Here is a 12,128-nt window from a genome sequence, read left to right on the forward strand (position 1 = left end):
GAGTCTTCCGGTTCGGTCTTGGGCGGCGGTCTAAGGAGGACGGCGACGAGCGACAGTCAGCGGCCGGACGTATCGTCGCGATCGGATAAGACTCACCATGCCAAGGTGGTTGGCGACGGGGAGGGCGGTGAGCCAGCGGTGTTGCTCGCCGCCAAGTCGGCTCCGCCGGCGATCCGCGCCCGGCTCGTTGAGCGCGCTGATTTGATCGGGGTGTTGTCGGCGGAGCCATTCCGGCGGCTCACGTTGCTGAGTGCACCCGCGGGTTGGGGCAAGACGACATTGTTGGCGCAGTGGGTGAGTGGCGCCGATGACAAAGATCGGCGCGGTTGGCTGTCTCTTGATGTGTCCGACAACGACCCGACGCGATTTTGGAGCTGCGTGATTGCTGCGCTGCGCAAGGCCAGCCCGGGTGTGGCGCCGCGCGCCTTCGAGCTGATACGGATGGGGGCGGACCCTGTGCAGGTGGTGGTGCCGACCCTGCTCAACGAACTGACCGCCCTGGACTGTCAGGTCGCGTTGATCTTCGACGACTACCACCTGGTGGAAAACCGGACCGTACACGAGCAGGTGGCGTTCGCGATCGAGCGGATGCCGCCGACGTTGCGCATACTCATCGCGACACGTTCGGACCCGGTGTTGCCGTTGGCGCGACTGCGGGCCCGCGGTGAACTGTTGGAGGTAAGGGCCGAAAAGTTGCGCTTCGAGGTAGGTGAAACGGATCAACTGCTGCGCGTCGTGCTCGGGCTGGACCTGACCGATGCCCAAGTTGAATTGTTGTTTCGCCGCACGGAGGGGTGGGCCGCCGGCCTGTATCTGGCCGGGCTGTCGCTGGCCGGGCGCTCCGATGTCGCATCGTTCATTGAGACGTTCGCCGGGGACAACCGGCATATCGTCGACTTTTTGATCGCAGAAGTGCTCGACGGCCAGTCGCCTGAACGGCGCGACTTCCTGCTGCGCAGCTCGCTGCTGCGCAGGCTCAACGGTGCGCTGTGCGACGCGGTGCTGCAGACCGGCGACTCGGCATCGGTGCTGGAGGTTCTCGAGCGGGAGAACCTCTTCTTGCAGCCCTTGGATGTCTCTCGGCGTTGGTATCGCTATCACCAGCTGTTCGCAGAATTGCTGCGCACCGAAATGCACCGCACCGAGCCTGACCTCATTCGGGGCCTGCATCAACGAGCCGCGGCCTGGTTAGCCGAGCAGGGCTTCATCGACGACGCTGCTCACCATCTGGTGGCTGCGGGTGATCTAGCGGGGACCGCGGAGCTGATTGCCACCCACTGGGCCTCCATTTTCAACCAGGGACAATTGTCGACGGTCTCGGGCTGGCTGGATCTGCTGCCTTCCGAGACCGTGTCAGGCGATGCTCGGTTGGGTGTGGCGAGGGCGTGGATCGCCCTGGATTTCGGTCGCCTCCACGAGGCCGGCAGCTGGATCGAGGCGGTTGAGTCAACATTGTCGGACGGCACCACAGATGTCGACCTCATCGGCGGGCAAGTTGCCGTCCTGGCCGCGGCGCACCGTTTCAAGTCCGGTGACCTCGCCGAGGCGCTCGCCGCGGCGAGGCGGGCGATCACCCTCGACCTCGGCGACGCACCCCTGGGTGCGGCGGCCGCCTACTGCGTTTATGGTTCCGCGCTGTACTTCTCGGGCGAAACCGCCGACGCCCAGGGCGCCTTCCGCGTAGCGGTGCGCAAGGCCGAAAACTCAGGTAATCACCTCGCCCGCACATACGCATTGGGCTATCTGGCGATGATCTCGGCCAGCCAAGGTCGGCTGGTCGAGGCCGAGCAGCAGATCCATCGTGCGACCGGCAGCAGCAGAGATTTGTCCGACGACGAGCACTTTGTGGAGATGATGGTCTCCCTTGCCACAGCCATCATCCTCGACATGCGCGGAGACGCGGCCGCGGCCGCGGCGGCCGTCGAGATGGCGGTCGTGTTGGCCCGTCGCGGCGCAGGGGTCCTCGAGGTGGCCCACGCGTTGCTGATCTCCGCCGAGATCCTTGGGCGCCTCGGAGAGCACTCCGCCGCCCAGGACAGCCGCAGCGAGGCTGCTACGTGGCTGCGGGACTGCACCGATACGGGCATCGTTCACGGGCTGCTGATCACCGCCGATTCCGAGGATGTCACGTCCATCGGCCGAGCCCACGGCACGCCGGCCGGTGCGGAGCTCACCCCCAAGGAACTCGAAGTCCTACGGCTGCTGGCCACCCGACTTTCACGCCGCGAGATCGGCCAACGACTGTACGTGTCACTCAACACCGTCAAGACCCACCAACGCGCCCTCTATCGCAAACTCGGCGCTGAAGACCGCCGCGCCGCGATCACCCGCGCCCGCGAACTCGGTCTTCTGTAACACGCCTGAATGCACGCCCACACCTGAGCACGCCTGTGGCTCGGCAGGCCCATGACTGAGTCGCCATGAGCGCGCGATGGTATGTGTCGAACTGGGTTGCGAGGAAGAATTCTCGCGATCGCGCGCATCCTGTCCTCCGTGGCGACCAGCAGGACGGCACTACCCGAGGCAGTGCTCGCGACGCTGGTCAGATTGCCGCACAGCTACGCAGACAACCCAGCACAGAGGCACGCACACATGAAAGTCTGGCGCGGCGACTCTCCGTGAGCTACCCGTCATCCACCTTTGGGACGGTGACGGAGACAGCGCCGACAGCGATGGCGAGCTCTTCGACGATTAGGCCGGCGACGGCCGCGCAGGTCGGCTCGTATCCGTTCGACGGCTACCTCGCCGATTCGTGCATCTATCACCGCGCGCACACCGTCGGGTGGACGGCGGCGCGGCCCACTACCTTCGGGGCGCTTGAGGGCCGTTCCGAACGGTATTGACCCTCCGGTGCGGAGTTGTCAGCACCACCGCATGCTCCCGGCCGTGACGATCGCGCCACGCCCGGGGCCCACGGGCCGAGGAAGAACGAGACCTAGCAGGCGCGAGTGGGTAGCTCCACCTCCGTTCACCCGGGTGAATGGCCGATTGGGGTGATGACAGCTCACCCGTTGCGGCTGCAGGATCTGTAGTCAGGACCCGGCGGCGCTTTGGTGCAGGATCCGCCGACGCTGATTGAGCGGTACGTCGACGGTGATCCTCGCGAATCCCGCTGCGTGCTAGGACCGCGCACCAGGACAAGGAGGGCACCGAGGTCATGCCACACCTGGAGGTCCATCGCCATTTCCGCGACAAGACCGAACTAGTCCAAACGGTCATAGACCGGGAACTCACGGGCGTACTCGACAGCAGTCAGTACGCCGCCGACGCGATCTTATCGTGGGACGGGCTCGACACGTGGGTGTCGCGCGTTGTCGACGCACAACCCGGCGACGGTGATCGGTTCGCTTGTCCCCTCGCAACGTTGGCGACCGAACTGGAAAATTCCCCGGAGTACCGACCTGCGTTGAGTGCTGCCTTCCGCACCTGGGAGGGACACCTGGCAGCAGGCTTGCGCCGCATCCAGGAGCGCGGTGAGCTGGACCCTGATGCCAATCCAGACCGCCTCGCCGCCAGCCTCCTCGCGGCTCTGCAAGGCGGATACTTCCTCGCCTCGGTCCACGGCCGGATCGAAATCATCCGTGACGTGCTCGACGACGCGGTGGCGGCGCTGCGGCGCTACCAGGTCTGAGTGCGATCTCGTCAACGGGCCCGGAACCGGTTCAGTCAGCTCTTCGACGCGACCTGGCGTCGCCGGGCGTTTCCCTGCGACAAGGACCGCAGCCTGGCTATCGACCGTATAGTCGAAAAGCCTTCCGCCGTCGCGCAATCAGGTCATCTTCAACCCACCCTGCACGGTGGCGACGATCTCCTGGACCAAGCTATCGGGATCTCATTGCCGTATGAGCTGGGCCCACTCGCAGGATCGCCTTCATTCAGCGGCGCTCCACCGGCCGTTGCCTCGCCGCGGCCCTCGGGTACCGCGCGCACCGATCGGGTTTTCGCGCGCACATTGTCGCCGGTCCACCGAGTGGCCCTCTCCGCCGCGCGCGTTCGATAGTCATTCGCACGCCACAACAGGGCCGAAGAGCCGGCAGTGCGATCTCATGACAGCATGATGTACTTCGCGGTACAGTGCAGAGCGGACCACGGGTCAAGGGTTGCGGGGCGTCGGACGTCCCCGTGGCCGTCGACGTGCCCACGAGCACACCCAAACGCGCGTGACACGCGAAGGAGCTTCCCATGGCAGTGATCAATCGCGGATTTGGTAACCGTCGCGGCGACAGCGACTTACGGTTGCCGCCGGGCCAGACGCTCGTCGACGACTGGCCGGTCCTGACGGCCGGCCTGACCCCCGGTATCGGGGCGCCCGAGTGGACGTTCACCATCACCACCGAGACGGGCACCAAGCACGGATGGGACTGGAACGCGCTCCAGAACGTCGGCCTGGAAGACATCGTCACCGACATCCACTGCGTCACCCATTGGTCGAAGCTCGACATGGCGTGGCGCGGGGTGCCCCTCGACCGACTCTTTGAAGACGTCGACACCTCCTGCGACTACGTCATGGTCCGAAGCCACGGCGGCTACACCACGAACCTGCCCCTCGACGATCTACTCGACGGCCAAGCGTGGATCGCGACCGAGGCACAGGGTGAGCCCTTGACCCCCGAGCATGGGGGACCCGCGCGTCTTCTCGTGCCCCACCTCTACTTCTGGAAGAGCGCGAAGTGGGTCCGCGAGATACGGATGATGCGCAGCGATGAGCCCGGGTTCTGGGAACAGAACGGATACCACCTCCGTGGTGATCCGTGGCGGGAGGAACGTTACTGGTGACTTCTCCGATCCGGGCGAGCTGGCACGTCGGACGCGTTGTCGGCCGCCGTCGAGAGACCGCGTCGGCGGTCCGCCTCGATCTAGATGTGCCAACCTGGCCGGGAAACCCCGCGGGTTCCCACCTCGACGTCCGCCTCACCGCCCCTGACGGTTATCAGGCGACCCGGTCCTATTCGATTGCGTCGCCGGGCGGGACGACGCGAGTCATCCTGGCGGTCGACGAAGTCCCCGCAGGTGAAGTCTCGCCTTACCTCGTGCACCAGCTCGCGGAGGGCGACGAGCTCGAGGTGCACGGCCCTCTGGGACGATACTTCGTCTGGATCCCATCAGAATCCGACCATTCCCCGGTTCAGCTCATCGCCGGCGGATCCGGCGTGGTCCCGCTGTTCGCGATGGCCGCGGCCCGTGAGCACGAGGCAGACCATGCCGACTTCCGACTGCTGTACTCGGTCCGGACGCCCGCGGACGTATTCTTCGCCGACGAGCTCTCGGCGCTCTCACACACCACCGTCGACATCGTGCATACGCGGGAATCTCCCCCGGGATCGCCGCGCGCCGCCGGACGACTAACTCGAGAGTCGGTCGCCGATTTCGCCTTCCCCGCCATAGCGACACCGCGCATCTTCGTCTGCGGACCTACACCGTTCGTCGAGACGATTGCCGGTTGGCTTCTCCAACTCGGCCACGACCCCAAACGGATACGCACGGAACGCTTCGGAGGCAGTTGATGACCCACCTCGACGGAAACGCGCTCGCTGGACTCTTCGCCGACACTCTTGGCATCGAGATAACCGCCGCAACCGGACGATGCGGAAGCTGCCGTCGCATGTTCGAACTTGCGCGCGCCCACGCCTTTGTGACCGCGATCGGGGCGGTCCTGCGATGCGAGCACTGCCAGGGCATGCTCGCTGTCATCGTCCAAAAGCCGCAAGAAGTGATCGTCAACCTCTCAGGGTTGGCACACGTCGCGATAGCACGGCCATGAGGGCCCTCCCAGAGCATGCAACCGAAACCTGTTCTGAAGCAGTGCGATCCAGGCCTTCGACAGTCGCGCCACTGTTAGGCCCGGCCGCCACCAACCTCGCCTGAAGCTACCGAGTTGAGTGGGTCCTCCATTGCCGCGACCAACAGAGCCACATCTCGGCGTTTCGACGAGGCTGGCCATCCAGCCCACGTCCGGCGCACCAGCGGTTCGCCAACTAGTGGTATCCACAGCAACGAGTCGGGAAAGTGCTGCAGATATCCACGTGGAACCAGCGCAAACCGTCCACCCATGCTCAATCGAGCAAGCTTGACCTCCAGCACTTGCTCTCGAAGATCTGCAGTCTCTGCCCCTGTCCCAATTCCATGAGTCCGAAGGACAGCCGACACATAGTCGTGCCATGCCGGACTATCTGACCTAGGGAATCCCAACCATTGCAGACGCTCCAAGTCGTCCAACCGTAAGTCCGCCGTTCCCAGCCTCAAACGCTGAGCCTGCTCGGTGGCTACGAGGACGCCTAAAGGCTCCTCGGCGACCAGGGCGACATCGAGGTTGTCGTCAGTGGGCCGTTCCCTCATCAGCGCCAAATCCAACGTGCCTTTTCTCAGCGCTGCTAATTGAGCAGGACAGGGCAATTGAGTGAGCTGAACATCTGTACTGCGAAAGCGTGAGGCTGCCAGCTTCGAGAGGGCATCCGTAAGCGGCTGGACCGCCATCTCACCGGGAACGGCGATCCGCAATGGGGCATCGACTTCCAGCGACAGGTTCGCCATCTTAGCGAGGACCGTTTCGAACCGGCCAATCAAGATGCGCGCCTCACTCAGCAATACGGTCCCAGCCGGAGTCGGTGATGTACCGCCGGACCCCCGCACAAGCAGGCGCATATTGAGTGACTCCTCTAGCGCCGCGACGCTCTGGGACACTGCAGGTTGGCTAACATCCAGGCTGCGAGCACCAGCCGAAAGGCTACCGGCCTCCGCCACTGCGACAAATGCACGGAGATGCCGAATCTCGACACGGGGCTCCATCTAGGGACACACCCCGCCGACATCGAACCCCAACTCCGACAGAGTGTATGAGGTTCGCGCGGCCACCCAATCGTGGTTTGGACAGGGGCAACTCTGCGTAAAGAGGGCTCGCGCCTCGAAGCCCTGTGGCGTCCCCAACTTTTCTGCAAGCGGGGCACTGCTGCCGGCGAACGTCATGCCCGATGGCAAGGTCATTGGCAGGAACTCCTTAAACCGTAGGAGCTGAATCAGTTTCGCATCCAGCCAAGGCTCTGAGCGGTCAGCGGCGATGCGCCTTGGAGTCCGACTGATACACCCGCGTCCGGACACGACGCCAGGCCAGGCCAGGCCAGGCCAGTACCAACAGTCGCCGACCGCTGCACTGTACCATTCCGTACAGTTCAAGCGTGGGGCGATCGTGTCCGAAGCCTGAGCACAATGACGATCATGCTGCTTCATCGAAAGCCGACAGAAAGCCAGTTGCGGTTCCGAATGCGGCAACGTCGGCGCATCCGTTAGTGTTCCGGCAGCTTCGCTGCGATCACTATCGACCCATGGTCACGTGCAGTGGCCGCTGCCATCGTTCGGGGCAGACATCGCCAACGTTGAGTCCTCGCAATCCTTTTTAACGCTCGATAGTGATAACCACTGGCGGCAATGGCTGTTGGGAAGGCGGACGGCGATTTGACCGAGCGCCTGGACCGTCCGTGTTGTCAGCCAGCTGAGCACGGAGTCGACCGAGACTCCTCGATAGGCGGGAATTGACCGTGCCAACTGGAACCCCCAGAAGGGTCGCAGTGTCGGCATATGTGAAACCCTGGACGCAAACGTAGTAAAGCACCTTTTGGAACCCCTCCGGCAGCGACCGAAGTGCTTCTTCCAAGCCGTGGTCGGATAGACCGTCCACGGCCTCGTCCTCTGCCGAACGCGCGAACCAATTTGCACGCGAAGCGGTGCTAGCGATACCAGCCATCGCATCGAGGCAATAGGTCTCTGGGCGAGATTGTTTCATCCGGTAGGCGCTGATCCATCGGTTGTGCATGATCCGAAATAGCCACGCCTTCAGGTTGGTGCCGGGCTGGAAACGCTCGAAGCCCAAAAACGCGTTCACCATTGTGTCCTGAACCAGGTCCTCAGCATCAACCTCCCGATGTGTAAGTCGCCGGGCGGTGCAGAGGAGGGTGGCGCGGTAGGGAATGGCTTCACGTTCGAACCGCTCGGCTAGAGCCGACACGGGCCCAGGGGTACATCCCACCTTAGGCTCAGGTCGAACCGCGGTCGCCGGATTCAGCACCGCTTCCGTGCTGCAATGAGGTATCAGGGGTGTCACTGACGGGAACTTCGGGAGAGCAGGTCTGAGTTAGCGAACTCTGCCGAATGCCAGGTCGTTAATGTGAGGATCAAGAGTCCCGCCGAGATGACCGCGTGGCGGTCCGTCGCATCAATGCTCATATGTGACGCCAAATCGACTTAAGTCCTCTTCATCTAATAACTAGGTAGCCCTCGTAATATCTGAGGTGTTCAGGTCTGACCAAACGAACATAAGTCGCGAATGATTACCGAGGCAAAGGGCCGTGCTGCGCGCGTACCGGGCCATTTCGATCTTCCTGCAAATGACTTGCGGGCCCATCAATATGGCGCTAGGCACACGGACGTTTCACACGCCGCTCGAACGAGCGATGGTGTCTAAATTCCCTCAGCCGAATCTAGTTAAGAAGATCGGCGACACCGATATGTCACTGCTGCGCTTCTTCGTGATCGACGGTCAGCGATGCACCGGAGCTGAGTGCCCTCATTGCGTCGGCGAGCGTAAATATCGCCACGCCTAGTAAGACAATGTCTTTAATGAGGAATTGGCCAGTCATCGACAGTAGCGGGAAGCCGCCGGCTGACGCCTCGCCCACACCAGGTGTAGTTACCAAAAAGCTCAGAGTGCTCACAAAGAGCAGGACCGCCACCAGACTTCCAACGAGCGAAATCGCGGGAAACCACGGTTTCACAGCCAGCAGTAGGGCGGTAACGATTTCAACAATGCCCAGCATCATAGAAAAATCATCAATGCTGAGTAAGCGGTAAATCCAGCCCATAAACGGACTGTTAGACACAAGAGGCTGGATGTTTTGCGCCTCGTATGTGAAAAACTTACAGACCCCTATCCATCCGATAACGAGCGCCAAGCCATAGCGAGCGACGAGATTCCCCACAGCGCTGACCGCTGGCTCGGCAGTTATCAACTTTGTATTAACCGCTTTAATTTCCGTAGCCACAAGTGACACCTTCCGTTCATGCAGTTACCGGACGGGAAACATCTCGCGAGTTCAGCGATGGGGACAGGGGTAAAATTAATATGTCACGGCGACCCTGAAGAGAAGGTACACCGCGATTAAAGAACCCGCGATCCCAAAGCAGCAGACAATCGGTGGTGTAAAACAAATGCTTTCATTGAGATATCGGATTTGCTTATAGCCATTTTCCCAGAAGGAAGGCTGTACCCCTCAAAGGGGGGGTAGCTGTGGACACCAACGTGTTATCTTCGGCTGTTGTTCGACCTGTTGCCCCGGTACACGGCGAAAATCATCTCGCGTTGAGTGCCAACGTCAGTCCGTAGGACCGCTTCGCCTGCTCTGCTACCCGGCCCTGGTCCGGTGAGTTAGGCGTGGAGGCCCTGCGAGAACGCGGCATCCGTGCGACCCCACGACGAATTAGGCGCGTAACCCATATTCAGGCGGTAGCCACCTCCGACAACTCGCGAACGACGAATTCCGCTGCCTCCACTGCCATTCCGTTGTCCGTATAGGAACTGTGGGCTGCGCGATCGAGGCCGCCGGGAGAACAAACTGGATCGCCGGGCGCGCAGAGCTGAATCGTCTTGGCCAGGAAGGTACTGCCGATGCTAATAGGTGGTGCGTCGCGCTGGAAGAATGCCATAAAACTGGCACCTGGCGTGCCGAACAGCGCCACCGCTGCGACGTGGTTTGCCATCGCCGCGGGGATGGGACCGGTGATGCCGGTCGGTAGCTCATAGTCGGCCGGAATCGTGTCCGCGAGGGTATAGCCGGCCACCGCTGCACCCTGCGAGTAACCGCCGAGGACGATCTTTGTAGTGGGGCACGTCGCTGCGGTGGACTCGATTTTGTTACGGACGTCGACGATGCCTTCAGCCGCGTGCTTGAAGTCCAGCGACGCTGGGTAATTCACCGCATACACATCGACGGACTTGCCGTCTAGGCGACCACTCAAGGCGTCGATGAAGACTTGCCCGGTCGCACCCACGCCTGGCCGTTCGAACGTGCCGCGAGCGAAAATTATTTGTGCATAGGGGCACTCGAGTTCGGCTTCAGCGGTTCCGGTAGCCGGGGATTGCGGAATGAGCATCGCAATGACGGAAAGACTCGCGGCGGCTAACCTCGCGCCGGCGTGCGGGCGCGCTGAGCAGTGCCCGACGGTACTGATCTTCATGATCGTTCCTTTGCAGATGTCGTGGAGTCGATACGTGCCGCCTTGCGGCTAACACCTCGACGTTGGCCAACTAACGAAGTCGTGAGTTCGGGAAGGTGGTATTCGCTGCTGGCCTCGAATCGTTACCCTTCCGAAGCTGTCGGCATCACCAGCGGGGCGCCACTTCGGCTCAACCGCTAGCGGGAAACGTCGGACAACTCCATGCGTGTGCTCCCAACGCTTGCCAAAGCCGAGCTCCGGTACGCAAACTGTACTACGCGGTACGTTAGATAGCAGCGCAGCCCGGCTCGACCGGCCTTCGCACCGAGTTCGGCATCGTTGTTAGCCCGCTTTGGCCGCTAAAACTCCTGCAGTAGAGGAGTTGTGGCGCGGATTCACCGCTCGATTTCTGACTAACGACGATACGGAACTGCTACCCGCTTCCTCGAAGCAAGCAGCTTAGGCGGCCGGGCCCAGGCGAGCCATTGTTCGCTAGCCGTTACTGAGTAGGAGGCGCACAACGTATTTGGGTTCACGGCATCGCACGCAATCACCGGTACTCTGGGTTTGCAAATCCGAATCGTGAACCGGCATCCCACTCTGCACGTTGATTGCCGTACGCGGGCATCCCACCGGCTGCGCGGAGCATTGATGCGATATGCATCAGGTTGTAGGTCATGAAGGTGGTGTTGCGGTTGGTGAAGTCGTTGTCCGGCCCTCCGGACCCTTCGTCGAGGTAGGAGGGGCCAGGCCCCGCAGGGCCCACCCAACCTGCATCCGCCTGTGGCGGAATGACATAGCCGAGATGTTGCAGACTGTAGAGGATGTTCATCGCGCAGTGCTTTATGCCGTCCTCGTTACCGGTGATGAGGCACCCAGCGACGCGCCCGTAGTAGGCATACTGCCCAGCGTCATTGAGCAATCCTGAGCATCCGTAGAGCCGCTCGATAACCGTCTTCATCACTGAACTGTTGTCACCTAGCCATATGGGACCCACGAGAACGAGGATGTCGGCGGCCATGATGCGTTCGTAAAGTGCGGGCCAGTCGTCGGTGTCCCAGCCATGCTCTCTCATGTCCGGGTAGACCCCGGCGGCGATGTCATGATCGATGGCGCGAATCTCATCTACCGCGACGCCATGCTTTTTCATCAGTGCGCTACTGACATCTGCCAGACCCTGGCTGTGGCTACGTTCAGGCGACTTCTTCAAAGTGCAGTTGACAAACGTTGCCCGCAGACCATCAAAGGCAGGTGCTGGATTGTTGATGGGCGTCGAGATCTCGTTCACGGAAGAGTTTCCCTTCTATTGCCCTTGATTTCGCCGAGACGATCTGAGTCCCCAGCCTTGGAAAGCGGTCAACTAAGTCAGAGCCCCCGAGCTCCGCCGAACTTGTTAAGACAATCTCGGGATGCATTGCTCCGCTTACACCCGACGACGGGCGTTCGGACGGGTGACCCAAAGCTCGCATACACCCCACCATCTGGTCGCCGTACTGTACTACGTGGTACGCCCAAGACTGAGCGGTTCAAGGGGCTGGCCGAGCAGGGGTCCAAATCTGGCTGAAAGTTGTACCATGCCGTACAGTGGCGCCTACGGAATGCTGATCCAGACGAGCCTTGAAGAAAACCATGTGGCGTCCGACGGCCATGGCGCCTTTCCGCCCGAACGAATCAGAACCGAAGAGAGGTCGATCTGGTCTCTGCAGCACAGGCCTTTCGCATATCTGCGCCGCAAGAGCAGACCACTCTGGCGAAGAGACCGGGTTAGCTCTTAGGGCTGTCCCACCGTTTTGCGGATCATCCGCTCACCGGAACCACGTCGAGAACTAGGCCGTGTCTGATAAATGCGGTAGCCAAAGTGTGATGGCCCTTAGGACTGCTCCGCCGCGGTAAACGATGGCGAGTTTGTCGTAGCGGGTGGCCAG

General features: G+C 61.8%; 11 protein-coding genes. 6 read left to right on the plus strand and 5 right to left on the minus strand.

Going from position 1 to position 12,128, the window contains the following annotated elements:
* The first annotated feature begins 105 nt into the window (after positions 1 to 105).
* The 6 genes from AOT83_RS23965 to AOT83_RS23990 all read left to right on the plus strand — a co-directional run bounded on the left by AOT83_RS23965 (position 106) and on the right by AOT83_RS23990 (position 5,761).
* Positions 106 to 2,355, plus strand: coding sequence for a LuxR C-terminal-related transcriptional regulator (locus tag AOT83_RS23965; protein ID WP_057963653.1), 2,250 nt, complete (start codon positions 106 to 108; stop codon positions 2,353 to 2,355).
* A 293-nt stretch (positions 2,356 to 2,648) separates the two neighbouring features.
* A complete protein-coding gene (locus tag AOT83_RS27960; protein ID WP_131727837.1) occupies positions 2,649 to 2,843 on the plus strand; it encodes a hypothetical protein in 195 nt (64 codons plus the stop codon).
* A gap of 314 nt (positions 2,844 to 3,157) precedes the next feature.
* Positions 3,158 to 3,631 carry a TetR/AcrR family transcriptional regulator C-terminal ligand-binding domain-containing protein gene (locus tag AOT83_RS23970; protein ID WP_057963654.1) on the plus strand — a complete coding sequence of 158 codons (474 nt, stop codon included), beginning with the start codon at positions 3,158 to 3,160 and terminating at the stop codon, positions 3,629 to 3,631.
* A 551-nt stretch (positions 3,632 to 4,182) separates the two neighbouring features.
* A complete protein-coding gene (locus tag AOT83_RS23980; RefSeq protein ID WP_057963656.1) occupies positions 4,183 to 4,776 on the plus strand; it encodes a molybdopterin-dependent oxidoreductase in 594 nt (197 codons plus the stop codon).
* Positions 4,773 to 5,504, plus strand: a complete 732-nt coding sequence (locus AOT83_RS23985) for an FAD-binding oxidoreductase (RefSeq protein ID WP_057963657.1) — start codon at positions 4,773 to 4,775, stop codon at positions 5,502 to 5,504. The genes AOT83_RS23980 and AOT83_RS23985 overlap by 4 nt, the downstream gene beginning before the upstream one ends.
* A complete protein-coding gene (locus AOT83_RS23990) occupies positions 5,504 to 5,761 on the plus strand; it encodes a DUF6510 family protein (RefSeq protein ID WP_057963658.1) in 258 nt (85 codons plus the stop codon). Before AOT83_RS23985 ends, AOT83_RS23990 begins: the two co-directional genes overlap by 1 nt.
* A 74-nt stretch (positions 5,762 to 5,835) precedes the next feature.
* Here AOT83_RS23990 and AOT83_RS23995 read toward each other — a convergent pair whose 3' ends face one another.
* The 5 genes from AOT83_RS23995 to AOT83_RS24015 all read right to left on the minus strand — a co-directional run bounded on the left by AOT83_RS23995 (position 5,836) and on the right by AOT83_RS24015 (position 11,491).
* Positions 5,836 to 6,786, minus strand: coding sequence for a LysR family transcriptional regulator (locus AOT83_RS23995; protein ID WP_057963659.1), 951 nt, complete (start codon positions 6,784 to 6,786; stop codon positions 5,836 to 5,838).
* Between the two features lie 604 nt (positions 6,787 to 7,390).
* The gene (locus AOT83_RS24000) at positions 7,391 to 8,095 is read right to left on the minus strand and encodes a sigma-70 family RNA polymerase sigma factor (RefSeq protein ID WP_346424265.1); all 705 of its coding nucleotides are present in this window, start codon (positions 8,093 to 8,095) and stop codon (positions 7,391 to 7,393) included.
* A 406-nt stretch (positions 8,096 to 8,501) separates the two neighbouring features.
* Entirely contained in the window at positions 8,502 to 8,999 is a 498-nt protein-coding gene (locus AOT83_RS24005) for a DUF417 family protein (RefSeq protein WP_057963674.1), read from the minus strand.
* Between the two features lie 487 nt (positions 9,000 to 9,486).
* Positions 9,487 to 10,224, minus strand: a complete 738-nt coding sequence (locus tag AOT83_RS24010; RefSeq protein WP_057963661.1) for a cutinase family protein — start codon at positions 10,222 to 10,224, stop codon at positions 9,487 to 9,489.
* Between the two features lie 529 nt (positions 10,225 to 10,753).
* Entirely contained in the window at positions 10,754 to 11,491 is a 738-nt protein-coding gene (locus AOT83_RS24015) for an NAD(P)H-dependent oxidoreductase (protein WP_234797736.1), read from the minus strand.
* Positions 11,492 to 12,128 lie beyond the last annotated feature (637 nt).

It is taken from the genome of Mycobacteroides sp. H001 (genome assembly GCF_001440005.1).
In the GTDB taxonomy this organism is placed as follows: domain Bacteria; phylum Actinomycetota; class Actinomycetes; order Mycobacteriales; family Mycobacteriaceae; genus Mycobacterium; species Mycobacterium gwanakae.